Annotated in this window: 19 protein-coding genes and 1 pseudogene; 6 read left to right on the top strand and 14 right to left on the bottom strand. The window is 56.4% G+C overall.

What is annotated here, in order from left to right:
- Window positions 1-18: 18 nt before the first annotated feature.
- Window positions 19-519: a P-loop nucleotide/nucleoside kinase family protein gene (locus tag ACM5QY_RS00750; protein WP_416118814.1), complete on the bottom strand. Its 501-nt coding sequence runs from the start codon at window positions 517-519 to the stop codon at window positions 19-21.
- Window positions 520-568: 49 nt separating this feature from the next.
- Complete coding sequence (locus ACM5QY_RS00745) at window positions 569-1369, bottom strand: isocitrate lyase/PEP mutase family protein (RefSeq protein WP_416118813.1); 801 nt, start codon at window positions 1367-1369, stop codon at window positions 569-571.
- A 90-nt stretch (window positions 1370-1459) separates the two neighbouring features.
- On the opposite strand from ACM5QY_RS00745, the gene ACM5QY_RS00740 reads away from it, so the two are divergent.
- The 3 genes from ACM5QY_RS00740 (at window position 1460) to ACM5QY_RS00730 (ending at window position 3659) form a co-directional block, all read left to right on the top strand.
- Window positions 1460-2344 (top strand): LysR family transcriptional regulator, encoded by an 885-nt coding sequence (locus ACM5QY_RS00740; RefSeq protein ID WP_416118812.1) that lies wholly within the window; start codon window positions 1460-1462, stop codon window positions 2342-2344.
- A 69-nt stretch (window positions 2345-2413) separates the two neighbouring features.
- Window positions 2414-3067 carry a DNA oxidative demethylase AlkB gene (gene alkB / locus ACM5QY_RS00735; protein ID WP_416118811.1) on the top strand — a complete coding sequence of 218 codons (654 nt, stop codon included), beginning with the start codon at window positions 2414-2416 and terminating at the stop codon, window positions 3065-3067.
- Between the two features lie 112 nt (window positions 3068-3179).
- On the top strand, window positions 3180-3659 hold the full coding sequence (locus ACM5QY_RS00730) for a cold shock domain-containing protein (RefSeq protein ID WP_416118810.1): 480 nt from the start codon (window positions 3180-3182) through the stop codon (window positions 3657-3659).
- A gap of 56 nt (window positions 3660-3715) precedes the next feature.
- On the opposite strand, the gene ACM5QY_RS00725 is transcribed toward ACM5QY_RS00730, so the two are convergent.
- The 7 genes from ACM5QY_RS00725 to ACM5QY_RS00695 form a co-directional block, all read right to left on the bottom strand.
- Entirely contained in the window at window positions 3716-4681 is a 966-nt protein-coding gene (locus ACM5QY_RS00725) for a Csu type fimbrial protein (RefSeq protein WP_416118809.1), read from the bottom strand.
- Window positions 4665-7220 (bottom strand): fimbria/pilus outer membrane usher protein, encoded by a 2556-nt coding sequence (locus ACM5QY_RS00720; protein WP_416118808.1) that lies wholly within the window; start codon window positions 7218-7220, stop codon window positions 4665-4667. The genes ACM5QY_RS00725 and ACM5QY_RS00720 overlap by 17 nt, the downstream gene beginning before the upstream one ends.
- A gap of 16 nt (window positions 7221-7236) precedes the next feature.
- Window positions 7237-8034, bottom strand: a complete 798-nt coding sequence (locus tag ACM5QY_RS00715; RefSeq protein ID WP_416118807.1) for a fimbrial biogenesis chaperone — start codon at window positions 8032-8034, stop codon at window positions 7237-7239.
- A gap of 18 nt (window positions 8035-8052) precedes the next feature.
- A complete protein-coding gene (locus tag ACM5QY_RS00710; RefSeq protein ID WP_416118806.1) occupies window positions 8053-8583 on the bottom strand; it encodes a Csu type fimbrial protein in 531 nt (176 codons plus the stop codon).
- Between the two features lie 12 nt (window positions 8584-8595).
- Window positions 8596-9111 (bottom strand): Csu type fimbrial protein, encoded by a 516-nt coding sequence (locus tag ACM5QY_RS00705; protein ID WP_416118805.1) that lies wholly within the window; start codon window positions 9109-9111, stop codon window positions 8596-8598.
- 62 nt (window positions 9112-9173) lie between these two features.
- A complete protein-coding gene (locus ACM5QY_RS00700; protein ID WP_416118804.1) occupies window positions 9174-9716 on the bottom strand; it encodes a Csu type fimbrial protein in 543 nt (180 codons plus the stop codon).
- 422 nt (window positions 9717-10138) lie between these two features.
- A complete protein-coding gene (locus ACM5QY_RS00695; RefSeq protein WP_416118803.1) occupies window positions 10139-11674 on the bottom strand; it encodes an MFS transporter in 1536 nt (511 codons plus the stop codon).
- A gap of 118 nt (window positions 11675-11792) precedes the next feature.
- Between ACM5QY_RS00695 and ACM5QY_RS00690 the strand changes: the two are divergent.
- A pseudogene (locus ACM5QY_RS00690) lies at window positions 11793-12670 on the top strand (LysR substrate-binding domain-containing protein).
- Here ACM5QY_RS00690 and ACM5QY_RS00685 read toward each other — a convergent pair.
- The 4 genes from ACM5QY_RS00685 to ACM5QY_RS00670 form a co-directional block, all read right to left on the bottom strand.
- On the bottom strand, window positions 12671-13801 hold the full coding sequence (locus tag ACM5QY_RS00685) for an aminotransferase class I/II-fold pyridoxal phosphate-dependent enzyme (RefSeq protein WP_416118802.1): 1131 nt from the start codon (window positions 13799-13801) through the stop codon (window positions 12671-12673).
- A gap of 27 nt (window positions 13802-13828) precedes the next feature.
- The gene (locus ACM5QY_RS00680; protein ID WP_416118801.1) at window positions 13829-14653 is read right to left on the bottom strand and encodes an amino acid ABC transporter permease; all 825 of its coding nucleotides are present in this window, start codon (window positions 14651-14653) and stop codon (window positions 13829-13831) included.
- Complete coding sequence (locus tag ACM5QY_RS00675) at window positions 14653-15471, bottom strand: transporter substrate-binding domain-containing protein (RefSeq protein WP_416118800.1); 819 nt, start codon at window positions 15469-15471, stop codon at window positions 14653-14655. The genes ACM5QY_RS00680 and ACM5QY_RS00675 overlap by 1 nt, the downstream gene beginning before the upstream one ends.
- Window positions 15472-15634: 163 nt before the next feature.
- Window positions 15635-16294 (bottom strand): DUF1345 domain-containing protein, encoded by a 660-nt coding sequence (locus ACM5QY_RS00670; RefSeq protein ID WP_416118799.1) that lies wholly within the window; start codon window positions 16292-16294, stop codon window positions 15635-15637.
- Window positions 16295-16465: 171 nt separating this feature from the next.
- On the opposite strand from ACM5QY_RS00670, the gene ACM5QY_RS00665 reads away from it, so the two are divergent.
- Both ACM5QY_RS00665 and ACM5QY_RS00660 read left to right on the top strand, forming a co-directional pair.
- Window positions 16466-17758: a hypothetical protein gene (locus ACM5QY_RS00665; protein ID WP_416118798.1), complete on the top strand. Its 1293-nt coding sequence runs from the start codon at window positions 16466-16468 to the stop codon at window positions 17756-17758.
- A complete protein-coding gene (locus ACM5QY_RS00660; protein ID WP_416118797.1) occupies window positions 17755-18390 on the top strand; it encodes a LysE family transporter in 636 nt (211 codons plus the stop codon). The genes ACM5QY_RS00665 and ACM5QY_RS00660 overlap by 4 nt, the downstream gene beginning before the upstream one ends.
- Here ACM5QY_RS00660 and ACM5QY_RS00655 read toward each other — a convergent pair.
- The gene (locus ACM5QY_RS00655; RefSeq protein ID WP_416118796.1) at window positions 18380-19189 is read right to left on the bottom strand and encodes a helix-turn-helix transcriptional regulator; all 810 of its coding nucleotides are present in this window, start codon (window positions 19187-19189) and stop codon (window positions 18380-18382) included. The genes ACM5QY_RS00660 and ACM5QY_RS00655 overlap by 11 nt on opposite strands.
- Window positions 19190-19214: the final 25 nt, after the last annotated feature.

The raw sequence follows: 19214 nt of genomic DNA, 5'->3' as shown, positions 1-19214 counted from the left end.
AGCCCTTCCGGTCAGCGTTTACTTTTCGTTATCGTATTGAATAATCGTGAAACCTTCTTGCGCTTGTGGTTCAGCAAAATGTCGGGAGATCAGCGCAAACTGCTCATCGGTGACCGTAAAATCATGTGTGCCGGACTGATTGCGGGCGTGCAGCCGGGATGTACAAATATCGTCGGGCACATTCAGAAAATGCAGGCGATGGTCAGCGCCCGATTCACGGATGATGCTCATCACCCACTGGCGGTTGGCGACGGTATTGGCCGGGAAATCCAGTACCACGGAAACGCCGGCTTTGAGCAACGAAATCACATGCGGCGCGATGGCATTGCGCAGTTTTGCCGAGCAGCGGACGTAATCCTCAATAGTGCGCATTTCTTCTTTATACAGCGCGGATAACCACTGATCTTCAGCGATCCCCACCGTGACCGGCTGCTTTGCCAGCTCGCGCGCCAGAGTGGATTTCCCGGAGGCAATTTTCCCGCACAAGATATGCAGCATTGCCTGATTATGGGTGTTCATTGTCGGTTTCTCCGGTTTGATGTCCTGGTTTTTCAGACCATCCAGGTGGTTAAAATATCATGTTGATTTCAGAATAAGGCGTGGCATTTTCCATCATTGGCGTCATCGCATCGTCCTGTAAAAAACCGCTGACCAGCCGCGCGTTATGCGCCCATAACGTTTGCGGCAGCCAGGAACCGGCGCTGAGGCGACGCACGCCCGACCGCGTCAGTTCTTCCACCGGCGCAAGCCCCGGCCAGACCACGACATTGAGCAGCAGCGGAGTGCTGTCAGCGATGGCGCGCATTTCGTTCAGGTCAGCTAATCCGAGAACAAAAAGCCCGTCAGCCCCTGCGCGGTGATACGTCTGCGCCCGTGCCATCACTTCGGCGGCGCGGTTTTCCGCTGAAACCAGATTACGGGCGTAAACGTCGGTACGCACATTAATGTACAACTCTGCACCGCGGCGGATACACGCGGTGCGAATGGCATCCACTTTTGCGCACAGGAGATCGGGATTTCCCGCACCGTCCTCGATATTAATGCCGGTGACACCGATGTCGATAAGCCGCGAGACGTTTAAGGCAACCTGCGCCGGGTCATCGCTGTAGCCGCCTTCGATATCCGCAGAAAGCGGAACCGAAATCACCCGGACGATAGACGCCGCGCGCGCCACATAGTCATCCACCGGCAGCGCATTGCCGTCGCGATACCCCAAAGACCAGGCGACGCCCGCGCTGGTGGTGGCAATGGCTGCCGCGCCAAGATGTTGAATCTGGCGCGCGCTGCCTGCGTCCCAGGCGTTGGGTAATTTCAGCGGTTTATCCTGCAAATGCAGGGCGTGAAAGGCGGAGACTGAAGGCGTTTTCATAGAATTTCCTCGAAAAAGAATCATTCTAATCATGCTTAATTTTATTGATAATAGCCGGAAATAACATTCATTGATTCCCTGAGAGCAATAATGAACGCGCCGTCGCTGCACTTAGTGCAAACCTTTGTCGCTGTGGTTGAACACCATAGTTTTGCCCGCGCCGCGGATGCGCTGGGGATCACGCCGTCGTCGGTCAGCCGTTTTATTAAAACGCTGGAACAGCATTTGGGTACGCCGTTGCTGAACCGGACCACGCGGGCGATGTCGCTGACCGAATCCGGGAAACGCTATTTTTCTGAATGCCATCAGGCGCTGTTGCAGCTGCGAAACGCCGCCGAAACCGTGCGCGATGAGCAGAAACTGCCTTATGGCGAACTGGTGGTCAGCGCGCCGGTGGCGTTTGGTCACACGCACATTGTGCCGTATCTGCGTGCGTTTCTGGCGGCACATCCGCGTGTACAGCTGGATTTGCGTCTGACCGATGACTACGCTGATCTCGTGGCCGACGGCATCATGCTGGCGTTTCGTATTGGCCGCATGAAGGATTCCTCGCTGATTGCCCACAAGATGCTGGAGAACCGGCGGATCCTGGTGGCCGCGCCCGCGTATCTGGAAAAACGCGGTGTGCCGCAGGCGCTGGAAGATCTCAATCAGCATGAATGTATCGTCTCATCAGCCAGTCAGGACGGCCTGCTGTGGCGGCTGTTTTCTGGCGCAGAAGAGCGCACGCTGGCACCGAAAGGGTCGGTGAAAGTGGATAACGCGGATGCGGCGCGGCGGCTTTGCACCGATGCACACGGCATCGCTTTTCATTCGGCGGTGACGATGGCAGCGGCGATTGCCGCAGGCGATCTGGTGCAGGTTCTGCCGCAATGGACGGGGCGGGAAACCGGCGTGTATTGCGTGCGGCCTAACCGGCATATCGGCCCGGCGGCCGCGGTTTTTCTCGCGTTTTTGTCCTCACGCTGGCGTTGAAAATGAGGGTCTGATGCTCAACAGGCGACATCCGTTATACTGAATGCATACGCAAACGCGGAGGCTGACATGAATTTGGATCTTTTTGATCATCCCGATTTTCACCCGCACTGGCGCGAGGATCTTTTTCCCGGCGCGGTGGTGTTGCGTGGTGCGGCGCGGGAAAACGACGTGGCGCTGCTGGCGGAGATTGACCGGATCGCCGGGCTGGTGCCTTTTCAGTATCGTGCGACACCGGGCGGTTACGCGATGTCCGTGGCGATGACCAACTGCGGCGATGTCGGCTGGGTGACGGATAAAGCCGGTTACCGTTATCAGACCACGTCGCCGGAAAGCCAGCAGCAATGGCCCGCAATGTCAGCACTGTTTCGAGATATCGCGGTGAAAGCCGCAGAGCAGGCCGGTTTTGCCGGTTTTAACCCGGACGCCTGTTTGATTAACCGGTATCAGCCGGGCGCAAAAATGAGCCTGCATCAGGATAAAGACGAGCATGACTTCGGGCAGCCGATTGTCTCGATTTCTCTTGGTTTACCGGCGGTATTTCAGTTCGGCGGGCTGGAGCGCAGCGACAAAACGCAGCGGATTACACTGACGCACGGCGATATCGTGGTGTGGGGTGGCCCGTCGCGGCTGCGTTATCACGGCGTTTTGCCGCTGAAATCGGGGGAACATCCGTTAACGGGGTCGTACCGGTTTAATCTGACTTTTAGAAAAGCCATCTGACGTGGGGCGACTCAGGCTGTAAAGCACAGGACTTTATCCTCATTCTGCTTTACACTGCCGCCCTGCAAAATCTGACATATTGTTGAACGAATAATTACTTAGGCGGTAAGCGATGAACGGCGTAATCACAACCTGGTTTGAAGATAAAGGTTTCGGTTTTATCAAAGATGAAAACGGCGATAACCGTTATTTCCACGTGATTAAAGTCGCAAACCCTGAGCTGATTAAGAAAGATGCGGTGGTCACTTTTGAGCCGACAACCAACAACAAAGGCCTTTCCGCCTTTTCGGTCAAAGTGGAACCTGAAAGCAAATACATCTTTATTGCCGGTGAACGCATCAAAATCACCAGCATCAAATCCTTCCTGGCCTTCAACGAAGAAGTGCCGGGGGAAACTAAAGTCGACAAAGAAAATGCCGTGCTTTCCGTCGGCCTGCTGATGAACCGTATCCGTCCGCAGGAAGAAGAGCAAAAAGCTGCGACGCGTACCATGAAAAAGTTGCTGATCACCACCTTCCAGAACAGCACGTATGTGTTTACGGAAGATGAAATTGACGTGGATGCCACCGTCAAAACGCTGAAAGCGCTGTAATTTTTTCCTGTCTCAAACCGGTGCGCATTCGTTGCACCGGTTCTGTTTTACCCTTTCTAGTACGTCACCGTCACTAACACCGTATCGCTGTAACTTCCGGCGGGGACGTTCGCCTGTGCGGCATTGACCGTCGCGGTGTACGGAATGCTTTGCGATAAACCGGTGCCCGTCGCCGAAGCATTGGTGGCGCTTGTCCACACCGTTGCATCAGCTTTAAACAGCTGATATTGCAGATAATAAGGGAGGGAGTTGATCGTCGCGGACATCTGCCGGTACTGACCACTGCTCGCATTGCTGCTGTTGAGATTAACGCTGTAGGTCGCCCCCAGCGTGCAGCGAACGCTCAGTGCGTTTGAGGTGACGGAGGAGAATCCGCCGGGAAAAGCCGCTGAACCGAAGTTAACGTTGGGTGCGCTGTCGATATAGCAGAAATTCGTGACGATCAGCGTGGCGGTGATAGCGGTAGTGGCTGTGCCGTCGGTGTAGGAGCAGATGCCTAATACGCCGATAAAGCAGATATGGTACGCCCAGCTGATGTTAATGGTGTCTGTGTACGTGCCCGCTTGCAAATTAGAGCCGGTGGAGGTTTTCAGGTACAGCGGCAGGCTGCCGTCGCTGGCATTAAATAACCCTAAAAGCCCCAGAAGCGTCGTGCTACTCCAGGTGGTGGTTGCACCCACGTTGACCGGCGTTGCGCAGCCGCTGTCCTGGCAAATGATATACGGCAGGTATTGTTTACTGATGGCGTTATAAAGTCGTGCTGATGTGCCGGTCGCATTGGCCGTAGAGGCGATTGTCGCCGTAACGGTGTTGGTACTGAGCAACGAAAGCGCGCTGCCGGTACAGATAAAGCCGCTGGTTGCTGTCACCTGCTCGGCGGTTGTGCCGACGGTAAACGAGTTGTTGGAGGCAAACGTCCCGGCACCGGAAGAGCTGGAACACGCCGCCTGCGCGGCCTCAACGCTGAAAAACAGGGCGCAAACCATCAATATTCTGACTACCCATTCACGGATTCTGTTCATTGATTTCTCCTGATACCGGGGCGTTGCGGCAAACCAGCGGCCCGACCTGTTCGATGCTGTGACTGTTGACGTTGAGGTCAAAACCGATCCGGCAAACTGCGCCATCTTCCTGACGTAGGCTCAACATATTGTGAGGCGCAAGATTGCTGAAATAAGCCAGCCCGCCATAACCGACGACGGTGGTTTGCTGGCTGTTTTGTTCCGTGACCACGGTGCCGATTTTCAGCGGCTGCCCCTGGCTGTTGTGCAGCGTGATATTGGCGGACAACACTTTCTTCACCTTGAATTCGACCACCACGCCGCTGCCCTGGCGCACGGAGATGTTATCAGTCACGCGGGTTGCCACGATGTCAGCGGGCAACGGTAAGGTATCGATATCCACTTTCGCCGGATAATACGAGCTGACGGTGGGGATCAGCAGATGGCCGTTTTTATCAGTATTGCCCTGTTTCTGGTTCTCATACATCACCGGCACACCGGGGTAGTTCCCGGTATCGACAACAATGAAGGCGTCGTTGATTTTGTCCGACAGGAAAAAATCATTGGCCATAAACACCACCGATCCGCTGAGATCGGCCCAGTTAGTGTATTTGCCCGTTTCGCCATACAGGCCGCCTTCCAGCGTGGCGTAGCGCGTTTTCCACGTTGCATCGGCCTGCTGATAAGGATCCCGCCCGCCGGTATAGGCCAGATTCCAGCCCAGCCCGCCGTCAGTTGGCGCGGTTTTACTGGCGCTGAGCTGTTCCTGATAATTCCCTGCGCTGTCGCGTTGCAGACCCGCCGTCACGCTGGCCCCGGAATCGAGCGGCACGATAAATTGCAATTGCGCGCTGTAGCCGCTGTCGCCGAGGGTTTTATTGAGCGAAAGGAACATGCTGCTTTGCCCCCACAGCGAGCGGCTGTAGGAAAAATTAAGCAACCGCGTATGGCTGCGGTCATAGGCTTCGACGTCGTAGTACCCGATGCCCACTGTGCCGTTAGACGGGCCAAAGGGCGACGTACTGAACGTAACCTGATCGGCCTGACGGCTGAGACGTGTATCGCTGGTATATGACGTCAGATCCTGAAAACCGGGGCTGCGGGATGAGCGCAAAGCCGAAAGACTGAAACGGTTGGAATAGTAGGAATAGCCGACCGTGTACTGATTGCCGCTTTTTTCGTGAGTGTCGCCGTCAGAATTTGGCGATGCGCTGATCATCCCGCTGTTGTCCGGCACACCGTTGATATTGAGATTCGTGTTCGCATTGTTGTTGTCGGTGTCGATTTCGCCGCTGTCGACCGGCGCGCGGCTGGCGCGGCTCTGGCTGGCGGAAACACTGAACGTGCCCCAATGCCCGACCGCCACATCCGCGCCCAATCCGCCCAGCCCCAGCCCTTGTGTGGCTTCGCCGTGCGAGGACAGCGTGAGGAAATTACTGATGCCGTAACGGTAAATTCCGCTGAAGGCGGCGTCCGAATAATCCCCGCTGGTGATACCGTAATTTTTTCTCACCGCGCCGAGCGACAGATCGAAATCGCTCAGCCCCTTGCGCAGCAACGTGTTCGACACATAAAACGGCACGCTGGTGGAAACCTGGCGTCCGAGGGCGTCGGTGGTGACCACCGTTGCTTCACCGGCTCCGTTGATGTACGGCACATTGGTCAGCGTAAACGGCCCGGAATTCAGATTATTGCTGCTGGCCTTGTAACCGTTGAGGAACAAATCCACCGTCGTGGGCACCGCCGCCGTGCCGCTGTATTGCAACAGCGGATACGTCACCAGATCGGGTCGCACGCTGAAATTACGGCTGATGCGTAAACCGGCCATGCGCGCCGAGTTGCTCCAGGTCAGCGAGTTACTGACAAAGTCCCCGACCTGATAACTGACCAGCCGCTGTTCGTCGTTGTACCGCCAGAAGGTGTCGTAACGCAGATAGCCGTTTTGCACGTTGCCGTCCGTGTTTCCGCTGCTCCCCAGGCTCTCGCGAAAAGTGCCGGTGTTAGTCAGAATGCCGACGCTGCTGAACAACCGCTGTTCCAGTAACGTGGCGACGGAACGCGGCCCGTCGTGCGGATCGGTGTAATACGCATCGTAGTTGAGCAGTAAACCGGTACTGCTTTTCGCGGGCGTATAGCCGATGAGGTTATCACTGCTGACATCCTGTTTCGGCAGCCAGTCGTCAGGTACCTGAATGATCATCTGCTGAACCGCGGCGTTGTACGTCGCTTTCACGCCGGGCAGGGCAGAGATATTCACCAGCCCGTCCTGCTGCCCGTTAGTGCGCACATGGTTTTTCGCCAGCACGCCGGACTCCACAAAGTAAGCGTTAGTGCGGTACACCACCGGCACGACCTGATTATCGGTCTGGCCGTTTATCACCAGCGTCAGATAATACGTCGCCTCCAGGGTCACCGGGGCGGCGCGCGGCGCATCCGGTAACGCGCCGTATTCATTTGCCTGAGCCAGCAGCGAAAATACGGACAGTCCGGTGCTGCCCGCACAAATCAGGCACAGCCGGAAGGATTGTCTGCAATACCCTCGCAGGGGTTGTAATAACATTTCGGGTGCCCCGGCCCTATTCGCCGCGCGGGATCACGATGGGCTGCGTATTATCTGCAATTTGTGCATTGAGCTGACCGCCGGGGATTACGCCTGCGGGCACCGGCCAGCGCATTTCCTGACCCGGCAACACGTAGCCCATAAACCCGCTGACCATGGTTTTAACGCCTTGTTTGTTATTGCCGCTGGCGGACCAGAAGACGTTACTCAGGCGTGCGTGAACGGTGCCGTTATTCCTGACTTTCAGCAGCATTTTTCCGCCTTCGTTATCCACGCTCCATTTCAGCACCGGTTTAGTGGCGGAAGCCGGATCGCGTTTGATATCGGTGCGTTCGTTGGTCCACAGCCCTTCGCCATCGAGAAATAACGGCAGCAGATAGCGCATTTGTAATTGCAGGCCGACCACGGCTTTCGCCTGGCCTTCCGGCGAGGCATTCAGCGGGGAAGGAATTTCATCAATAATGATGCGGAAGGATTTTTCAGTTTTCGGTGCCACCGGTGTATTGCGGATCAGCCGGATCAACTGGCGCTGGCCGGGGGCGACGGTGGCAAACGGCGGGCTGGCCACCACGGCGGTCTGGTCGGCGTAGCGTTCGTTAAAATTCTCCTGTTTCCACGCCATCACCCGCACCTGCAATGACACCGGATCCGCGCCGCGATTTTCCAGCCACAGTGCTGAACTGTTCTGGTCTGCCTCAATAATCTGATAAACCGGCCACACCAGCACCGAACTGGCCGCAAAAGCGTGGCCGGATAAGCTCAGTGCAAAAAGTACAATAAAACGTAAAACGGTGCGTAAAAAAATCAATTTCATGGTTCACATCCTGATGATTCAATACGTTAAAGTCACGGTTATCGTGTCGTTGTAAGTGCCCGCAGTCGGTGACGTCGTGAATGAAAACAACCTTGCATAGACCGGATAAGTTTGTGTTGTGGCCGGAAAGCTGCTGACGGTCATCGCCTGCGAACCGGTTCCCCATACTTTGGTGCGTGCTGAGTCCTGATAAAGCTGATACGCCAGCGAGGCCGTTGCGCCGCTGTTGGTCATATAACGCTGGGTCACGGAACCCCCGTTCAGGCCGTAATCCATCGATATCGCCACCGTCGCGCCGGGTGTGCACGTCACGACGACAGAACCCGCACCGGACGCACTGACCACATCCACGTTGGTGGGGACGGATGCAAAAGAGCCGAAGTTGATCGTGCCAAGGCTGGTGACAGAGGTGCTGAGGGAGTTGCCGAAGGCGCAGCCGTTGGTGATGGTGGCGTTGACGGTAAAGTTGGTGGTGGCAATATCCGCCCGCAGGGCAGCGGAAAACAGGAGTGACAACGAAGCCAGCAGGATGAGGGTGCGTTCAGGCATAATAGTGCCCCGCTACCAGCTGACAGTGACATTGACCGTGTCCGAATAAATACCGGCCGCGGGTGTGGTCTGTGCCGGTACACGGCCATAGACCGGATACCACTGATCGGCGCCGGACCCTGTGGCGCTTACGCCGGTGGTGTTGTCCCAAATCGTGGTGCGCGGCGCTGTGGTGTAGAGGTTATACGCCACCGTTAATGCGCTGTTGGTCGTATTGGCCATCTTGCGGGCGGTCACGTTGCCCGCCGTGCCGCCATCCATCAGGATTTTGTAGCTCAGCCCGTTGACGCAGTTCACGCGAACCGACCCCGCCAGTTGTGCGCTGGTGACGTCGATGGTACTGGTCAGGGTGGCATAATTACCGAAGTTAAGGATGCCGAATGTGGTGGTGCCGGCCGACGACGTACCCGCCGTACAGGCAGGTAACAACGTTGCGGTGATCCCCAGCGTCGCACCATATGAGGACGGGATCACCACCTGAAATGACAGCACGATTAAGGCTGGCAGCAGCGGTAATTTGATGTCCATGACCCTTCCTTCCATGAATAACAAATCGCACAGGGCGTGACATGCCCTGACGGAATAAAGCGTTACCAGGAAAGTGTGGCGACTACCGTATCGTTATACGTTCCGGCAGCGGGGGTTGTGCTGGTCTGATCCGCCGGTAAAACCCGGCCATAGATCGGTATGTTTTGCGCCGTCGTGCCGGTTCCCAACGTTACCGGGGAATTTATGGTGATTTCTGTGGTACGGGCAGTGTCTGAGTAGAGGCGATAATGAATACTGTTACCGCTCGACGTCATGGCGCGGACGCCGCCGGTTGCGGCCAGTCCGCCATTTAAGGAAAGTGTCGGGCTGAGGCCGGTGCTGCACGTGACGGTCACGGCGCTGGTGCCGTTCGCCCCAAGAAGTGTTCCGTTGATGACGCTGGTTAAATCGGCGTAGTTACCAAAGTTTAAGTTACCCCACAGGTTTGTTCCGCCGGTGACCGTGCCGTTGCCGACGGTACAGCCGGTGCTGATGGTCAGCGAAACACCCAATTGCCCTGTTAAGTTACCGGCTGCCTGCGCGCCTGTGGCTAACGTCAGGGTTGTTGCGGCCAGAATAGCCAATAAAGAATTTTTTGCGCCCATGATGACTCCCAATAACTGCTTACACGGATGTGTACTCATGCAACGGGGTTGCATGTGGAAATCCTCTGGTGGTCTGTAATTAACGCTAAAGACAGCCAAAAAAATCGGACAAGAAACGACGTACTGGCCGGGATTTGTGTTTTTCAGTCTTAACTGAAGATGTCCCTGACCTTAACCTCATGATGGAAAACGCCGTTATCGTTAAATATAAGTTAATAAATTTACCTTAAGGGGATATTTTTGGCATTTTTGATAATAAGGATAAAAATTCTATAAATGTAAAATTGATAGATTTTTATCCCAAAAGTACATTTATTACCGCATCATTTAAGAAAATGATGCGGCATAAAGATGAAGTTTATTAACCATTTTTTTAGATATTCATAAAGGGTTGCGCGGCTGTGTCCGGAGCCTCAAGCGGATTACGGCGACAAATCCTTCTGACAAACGGCAGTATTTTCAGCCGTTTCCTGATGATTGCCGCGCAGCGCCAGCAACACCACCAGCGCGGAAAACAGCGTAATGCCCGTCAGACACAGTAACAACGGGTGCAGCGACGCCGCATAAAGCTGCTGAAGCTGCGCGGTGCTGGCCTGAGGAATAAGCTGCTGCGCGACGGCCAGATTACCGGTCGCCAGCCGCTGCGCCGCCTGGCTGATTTCCCCGCTGGTGAATTGCGCCGCCAGCGCGCTGTGTGTCAGTGCGGCCAAAATCGCGCCCACAATTGCCAGCGAAATCCCTTCACCGGCCACGCGTGTGGTGCTGAAAATTCCGGTCGCCATACCTGCCCGTTCTTTTGGCACCACGCTGACCGAAAGCCCGTCCATCAAACCCCAGGGTAAACCCGTACCGACGCCAATTATCAGCATCGGCGCGATCATGCCGGACAGATCCTGCGCCAGAACCGCGCGGCTCAGCCAGCCCAGACCGGCGGCGGCAATCACCAGCCCGGACGTACACAACACGCCCGCCGGTACCCAGCGCGTCAGCCATGCGGCCAGCAGCGGCACGACCAGCATCGGCACCGACAGTGCCATCATCATCAGCCCGGCGCGCTCTTCGCTCAGCCCGATGACGCCGATAAACAGCATCGGCAGAACCACCAGCAGCACCACAAAACAGAAACCCGTCGCCAGCGGCAGCGCCTGCACACCGATAAAACGCACGTAGCGGAACAGCGATAAATCCAGCATCGGGTTTTTCACGCGCCGCTCAACCGCCACGAAAATCCCCAGTAACACCGCCGCGCCCGCCAGCATCGCCAGCACCTGCGGGCTGCTCAGGCCGGACTGCGGAATGTCCATCAGCGCCCAGGTCAGCAGGGCCAGCATGGCAGTAAACGACACCGTGCCCGGCCAGTCGATACCGGCGGCCTGCGGATTTCGCGTTTCGCGCATTTTCGACGTGCCGTTCAGCAGTGAAATCAGGGCAACGATGGCGATGGAGAAAAAGACCGAGCGCCAGCCGAAATGCGCGATAAGCAATCCGGCCAGAAACGGGCCGAACGCCAGCCCGACGCCAAAACTGCTGCCCATCAGGCTGAACGCGCGGGTTCGCGCTGCGCCGTCAAATTCCTGCGCCAGAGCCGCTGCACCGCCCGCCAGCGCACCGGCGGCGGCAATCCCCTGCGCGCCACGCAGTAAATCGGTCCACAGCAAACTGCTGCTAAAAGCCTGCAACAGCGAAAGCAGGGCGAACAGCGAAACGCCGCTGATAAACACTTTTTTGCGCCCGATTTCATCCGCCAGCGCACCGGCCGCCATCAGAAAACAGCCGAACGTCAGCATGAAAGAATTCGTTATCCAGCTGAGCGCCTGCGCGCTGCCGCCAAGTTCACGGGCGATGGCGGGCGTGGCGACCGCGCCGCTGACAAAATTAAGCGGCAGGATCACCGCCGCCAGACAAACGGTGAACAGAACCCGGAGATTGCCTGTGGCCTGCGTGGATGTGGTGTTCATTGGTTTCCCCAACGGAAAGAGTCGTGACGTTGATGATAAAATGTCGGTAATCTTGCGGAAACAGGCTCTGCGTCCGATGATTAAGGACTAAAACGCTCGAATGGCGGGGAAGGGTTAAATGGAAAATCTGAATGGTTTGCTGGCGTTTGTCCGTGCGGCACAAAGCCAGAGTTTTGCCGCGGCGGCAGAGCGCATGGGCATTTCGGCGTCGGCGGTGGGGAAAAGCGTGGCGCGGCTGGAGGAAAAACTCAACGTGCGGCTGTTTAACCGCAGCACGCGGCGCATCAGCCTGACCGATGAAGGGCAGCTTTTTTTCGAACGCTGCCAGAATATCGTCACGCAGCTGGAAGAAGCCGAGCAGGAGCTGGTGCGGATTTCCGCCGTGCCGCGCGGCAAATTGCGCATCACCGCGCCTGCTATCGGTTACCGCATGCTGTTGCCGCATTTGCCGGCGTTTCGCGCACGCTATCCTGACGTCGAGCTGGATCTGGATTTCAGCGACCGCATGGTTGACGTCATCGATGAAGGGTTTGATATCGCCATCCGCAGCGGCGAACTGAACAGCTCGCAGATGATGTCGCGCCGTCTGGGGCCGTTCCGCTTTGCCGTCGTCGGCAGCCCCGGCTATTTCGCGCAAAATCCAGCGCCACAAACGCCGGCCGATTTGCGCCATCACGCCTGTCTGCGTTACCGGTTTCCGGGCAACGGTCAATGGCAGGCGTGGGAACTGAGCGAAATCCCCGAAGAACTTCCGCTGGCGCTGAGCAGCAATAATCTGGAATCGATACTTCAGGCGGCGGTGCAGGGCTGGGAATGGCGTATGTGCCGGAGTTTATCGTGCGCCATTATCTGGCCTCCGGCGAGCTGATTTCGGTACTGGACAGTTTTCAGAAAGAGGGCGGCAAGTTCTCGGTGGTCTGGCCGAGCAGCCGCCATATGTTGCCCAAGGTGCGGGTATTTATCGATTTTCTGACCAGCAAAAAAGTACTGGGCTGATCACCGGCGATCCAGCCATTTACCGATTTCGGTCAGCGCCGGTTCCAGATTTTCACGGCCAAAGCCAACGCGCAGAAAATCCTCCGAAACCGGCGTCAGTACAGAGGCGTAAGTGACGGACGGAATCACCATCACACCGGTTTCTTCCACCAGCCGGGTGGCGAAAGCTTCCGCGCCTTTTGCACCGAGATAACGCGGAAAGGCCAGCACACCGGCCTTCGGCACGGAAAGTCGGAACAGATGCGGGTAACGCGCCAGAAATTGCGTCAGCGCGGCAAGCTGGCGGCGGGAACGCGCCATCACGCGCTCGAGGATCGGCGCGCGGGCGTTGAGCGCTATCGTCGTCAGAAACTCGCCGGGCATGGAATTGCAGATCGACAGATACTGCTTCATGCGTTCGAGTTTCAGCATCCACGCGTCATCCTGACACGCCACCCAGCCGATTCGCAGGCCGGGCAATCCGTAGGCTTTTGACGTCACATTCAGCGAGATCCCACGTTCGTAAATATCGGCCAGCTGCGGCAGACGATCCGCCGGATCAAACTCCGTCTGGCGATAGACTTCATCGGAGAAAATCCAGATCCCCCGCGCGCGGCACATGTCCACCAGATCCGTCAGTTGCTGATGAGAGATCAGCGCGCCGGTCGGGTTATGCGGGAAGTTTATCGCCAGCACTTTGGTGTTTTCACGCACCGCAGCCCGTACTTTTTCCACGTCCAGCGCCCAGTCGTTGTTTTCATCGAGCGCCACGCCGGTGACGGAACAGCGCGACAACGGCACGCTTTCCAGCGACTGATAATTGGGCGTGATAACAACCGCGTGATCACCCGGTTCGAGCAGCATCTGAAAACTGGCATAAATCGCTTCGTCGGCACCGGCAAAACTGATGACCTGCTGCGGCGTGATGTGCCGGTACGTGGACGCGATGGCTTCGAGAAGTTCAGGCGACCCGCGCAGCGGCGGGTAATCCAGCACGGTTTGCATGAAAGGCGCGCGGTGCTCTTTTCCCGCCAGTTCAAACAGCGTATCGATGCTCATCGATTCCGGGTAAGAGGAGGAAAGCGGAAAGCGGACGGCGTGTTCATGCCGCGAGAGATAGCTGATTAAACGAAAATCTTCTGGAAAGGACATGGCGTACCCGTTAATAAAATTTGAACATCAGCGGCGCTGGCCCTGCGCAAAACGGCGCTCAAGACGGCTTTGCAGCAGCTCTAAAACAATCGACATAATCCAGTAGATTGCGGCCGCCGTCGCCAGCATTTCCATATAGCGGTAAGTGCTGCGCCCGTAGGATTGCGCGAGAAAATTCAGCTCCCACAGCCCCATCAGTGAAACCAGAGACGAGTCTTTTAACATGGAAATAAACATCGAACCGGCGGGCGGGATAATAATGCGCAGCGCCTGCGGAGCCGTGACGTGAACCGCCACTGTCCAGCGCGAAACACCCAGCGCCAGTGCGGCTTCCTGCTGACCGCGCGGTACGGAAAGCACTCCGCTGCGGATGGTTTCCGCCAGATACGCGCCGTAGTTCATCGACAGCGCGATAATGCCGGAGCTGAGCGCGCCGAGCACAATCCCGAACTGCGGTAGCGCCAGATAGATAATTAACACCTGAACCAGCAGCGGCGTACCGCGAAACAGCGAGGCGTAAAACGTGGCGCAGCCAAAGGCCAGCGCGTTTTTGGACATCCGCCCGAGCGCGGTAATCAGGCCAATCAGCAGGCAGAAAAACATCGAGCAGGCGGTGATCATAATGGTCAGCGCCGCGCCCTGAATAAAGCCGTCCGGCGACAGGCGCAGCCCGAGCAGGAACGGCAATTTCTGGCTGATCAGGCTCCAGTCCAGCCCCATTTTGCTGAAGGTACCGAGCAGCAGACTGAGCAGAATCAGCCACGTCAGCCCGGTTTTGAATTTAAACGCGTGCGCGTGGTGCCAGCGTTCCGGCGTTTCCACCTTCGGCTGGCTGTCCGGGACTTGTGGCATCAGGGTGCCTCGTGCGTAATATCTTCACCCAGCCAGTGCTGGGAAATTTTCGCCAGCGTGCCGTCGTCGCGCAGCGATTTGATGGTGTCTGCGACTTTTTTATCCCACTCGGCGTCGCCTTTGTCCGTCGCCACCCAGTTCGGTTCGGCGTACAGTTCGGTGACAATTTTGAACACCGGCGCGCGTTTGATGCGGGCATTCGCGGTGGCTAAATCAGACACCACGCCGTCCAGACGCACGCCCGGCCCCAACGCCAGATTCTGGAACGCGACTTCTTCGTCACTCGGGATGACCTGCACGTTATCAAACGGGAAGTTCAGCGGTTTCGCGCCCGGAATTACCAGCGCTTTTTGCAGGTACGTTTCATAGGTCGAACCGATGCCCACGCCGATTTTCTTGTTGCTCAGATCCGCGGCAGATTTGATGCGGTCGTCTTTCTTGTTCACCACCAGCACTGCCGGAGAGTTGTAATACGGCGTCGGGAAATCCAGCACTTTGGCGCGTTCGGTATTTGGCGTCATCGAGCAGATACAGGTATCCCAGCGCCCCTGCCATTTCCCGCCGACAATCGTTTCCCAGCCTGGCGCAATAATTTCCAGCTTCACGCCCATGCGCTGTGCCACGGCTTTAGCGACATCCACGTCAAAACCGGCAAGCTGATTATTGTCATCAATAAAGCCGAAAGGCGGGTAGTCATTGACGATGGCATTGCGCAAAACACCGGTTTTGGTCACGCGATCTAACGTCGACCCGGCAAAAGTCGTGGCAGAAAACAGCGTGGAGGCCAGCAGTGTCAGGGCAACAAACGAAGTGCGCATAAGCAAAGTTTCCTTAAACGTAACCAAATTGGGGAAATATTGTGAAAACCTACACTAAGTTTTAGACGTATAGAAGTCCAAAGTTCGACTTTTTGGACTTACAGTGAACTCTGCCGAAAATCTCCCGAAATACAGCGTATTACTTCAATCGTTAAGTCAGTCATTAGCTGAGCAATCCCGCGCCGACGTTAATGGAAAACCCGAGAATGGCCAGATTGAAGACGAAGGAAATCACCGACTGCAACAGCGCGATCTGCCGCATATCGGTGGTGCCGGTTGCCACGTCAGCGGTCTGCGACGCCACGGCAATAGTGAAAGAGAAATAGATAAAATCCCAGTAACCGGGTTCGTCGGGCTTTTCCGGGAAAATCATCGGCGTGCAGTCTTTGCTGCGCCGCAGATAGTGATGATGCGCGTAATGCATGGCGAACGACGTGGGCAGCAGCGCCCAGGAGGCAATCAGCGTGGTGGCGGTCAGCAGAATGTGCAGCGCCCGCGCGGTGCCGGTGAGATCTTTGAGCGACCCGAGCTCCATCAGGATCGCCAGAATGCTCACCAGACAGGTCAGCGTCACCAGCGTCAGCACGATGCTGGCGCTTTCATCCTGCGTTTTGGCGATGTGCGGAATGTCTTTCGGCTCAGTGCGTAACATCCGAAACCACAGGAAAAACAGATACAGCCACGCCAGCACGTTCCAGCCAATCATCAGGCGTTGCAAAACCCCCAGATGGGCGGGAAGGACGAAAAAACAAACCAGCCCGGCAACGAGTGAAATCACCAACCGGGTGCGGGCTTGCAGGTAATGGCGAAGGGAAATGCTCATGGTGTGAGACGCTTAGCGAAAAAGGGATGGATACGTTAAGGGTAGACGCAGATGACGGGCTTGTAATGGCGGTAACTTTCACTTCTTTGCGTCTGCGCAATTTCTTCCAATACCCGGTTTCGCGGGAGTGATGTAGTAGGTTCTTTCTATTGCGCTTAAAGGTTTGAAATCATGTTTACTACGTCATTTTGGCCAGCCGCGGCGGCATATCAGGTTTCAATGATGGATCTGGATGCCCCGGAAAATCTGAATCCTAAAGCTCTGCAAACCATTCATTACTGCCTGCGTCTCACGGAAGCGATCAATCAGCTGGAAGCCGCCTGCGAAAGCCGTTTGCTGGATGCGCTGCGCGAGGAAATGTCGATCCAGTGTTTCCGCCTCGCGCCGATGTTTGATGACCCGGATACCCGTCGCGGCCTGTTTTTACGCGCGGAAGTGCTGGCGGACGACAGTTGCGGGAAAACCGTGCTGCCGCAAATCGCCGGACTGAATGAACAGCAACTGGTGCTGGGCATCGGCAATACCTCGACGTGGGTGGGGAAATCCAAACAAAGTTTTTATTCGTCGTGGTTTGGCGAACCCGCGCCGATGTTGCAGGAAATCTCCGACGTGATGGACAACCTCTTCCCGGAAAGTTTGCTGTATCTGCAAAAGGAAATTGCCGGGGATTTGCTGGCGATGCCGGGCTGCGCGTACAAAATTATCAATCTGTTTGGCATTGCCGGTGAAGCGAATACCTATCCGAAACATTTTGCGTATTTCTTCCCGGAAGATGAAGGGCTGAAGCATTCGCCGGTCAAACGCACCGTGGTTTTCGCCAACACGTACCTGCAACTGTTCGAACTGTTTTCCCGCACCGAAGCGGCGAAAATGGGCTGGCCGGAAGACCGGTTGCCGGACAGCCGCGTGTGCCAGCGTTATCTGATTGCGTGGTTCCGCGGGCACGATCTCGGGCATTCGCTGGTGCGTAACGAAAACGTCTTCCCGAAACTCAGCAAGATTGATCGCTGGGGATCGATGATGGTTCAGGAAGCGCTGGCCGACCAGTTTGGTCTGCTGATGTGTCTCACGCCGAAGGTGGCCGACGGTCTGCAACTGGATCGCACCGTGCTGGCGCGGATCTACTTCCTCGAAATGCTGCGCTATCTGCGTCGCGGCCCGTCGAGCTATCCGGACGCCGGTGCGGCCTGGATCCAGTTCAACTATCTGCGCGAACACGGATGCATTGAGCTGTCCGCTGATGCCATCGAATTTCACCCGGAACTTTTCTACACCCAGATGGCGGATCTCACCCGTCTGATGAGCGAAGCGTTGCTGGGCGGTGACGCGGAACGGGCGAAAGATTTCATGCTGGAACGTTGCCCGCACACCAATCCGGAGGATGTCGATGTGCTGATGGCGCGTCTGGGTACCACCAATGACATGATTGAATACAACCAGTTAATCAAGAGAGTTCCGCTATGATGCCGTTTTCAAATGGATTTTTGCTCAGCCTGTCGCTGTGTCTGGACATCGGGATTGCCAATATCGCCATGATTACGCTGGCGATGCAACGCGGCTATTTTCACGGATTCTGGCTGGGCATTGGCACCTGCATCGGCGACCTGATTTACGCGATGCTGGCGCTGGCAGGGATGACGCTGTTGCTGCAATACCAGAGCGTACGCTGGGTGCTGTGGGTCGGCGGCTCGCTGATGCTGATGTGGTTTACCTACAAAATGATCCGCGCGGCGCTGGCACCCGCCGGCGATCTGAATTCCGGTGACAACGCGCAGCCGCGCTCTGTGATCCGCAACTTTGGTCGTGGCGTGCTGCTGGCGATGTCCTCACCGACGGCGATTCTGTGGTTTGCCGCCGTCGGCGGGGCGCTGATTTCCCGCATGGGGCAAGGCGGCACCGTGGAAGCGTCGTGGTTCCTGACCGGCTTCTTCATTGCCGGTGTGTTCTGGACGATCGTGCTGTGCTGCGTTGGCAGCTGGGGCGGGAAAATGCTCGGCACCAAAATGCTGAAATACTCTTACGTGGCGTCGGCGGCAATTTTCTCGTATTTCGCGCTGTACGTCGTTATCACCGGGTATCGCGAATTTATCGTGTAGCCGCGTGGCCGTGCGAGGCGTTCAGCGACAGCGAATAGAGATGGGGCGTGATCCCCATCATCTTGCGGAACGTGTTGATGAAGTGGCTTTGATCGTAGAAGCCCAGGCGGATCGCCACATCCAGCGCATTATTGTTTTTGCGCAGCTGGTTACGGGCTTCGAGCAGCCGCAGTTGCATATGGTATTGCAGCGGCGGCATGCCGATGTGCTGACGGAAAAGTCGCACAAAATGGAATTTACTCAGCCCGCTGATTTGCGCCAGCGTATCAAGATGTATTTTGCGCGTCAGATGGTCGCGCATGAAATCCAGTGCCAGCGTGATGGGGCGCAGCGACTGCTCCTGCTCTTTTGCCGGTTCTTCCAGCAGCGCGCCCAGCAGCCACAGCAGATTCTGCTCCTGATCTTCATCATTGAGCGTGCGTTTGTAATGGCGAAGTGCGGAAAACAGCGCGGGATTATTCAGAACACCTTCGGTGAGCACCGGCGCGTGATGGTCTGAACGCAGATTGTGATCGACCGACACCTGGCGCAGCAACGCTTGCGGAATATGCACGCTGAGAAATTCGACTTTTTCTTCGCCGAACAACGATGACTGCACCGTTGACGGGTTATAAATCGTGATATCGCCTGCGCGCACCAGCGCGGTTTTGCCGTGCAGCCAGATTTCTTCCGTGCCGGTCAGATTGGCGCTGATGACGTATTCGTCGTGGGTGTGACGCGGAAATGACGAATTACTCGCGGTCAGATGCGAGCATTCAATGTCGTTAGCCATTGTCCATTCAGAAATAGAAAGAGACACATCACACCCCGTAATTCGTTGCTGT

The sequence above is a fragment of the Rahnella sp. PCH160 genome, from assembly GCF_047784855.1.
GTDB lineage: Bacteria > Pseudomonadota > Gammaproteobacteria > Enterobacterales > Enterobacteriaceae > Rahnella.
The sequence above is the reverse complement of the archived record's forward strand: the minus strand, read 5'-3'. Positions and strand labels throughout refer to the sequence as shown.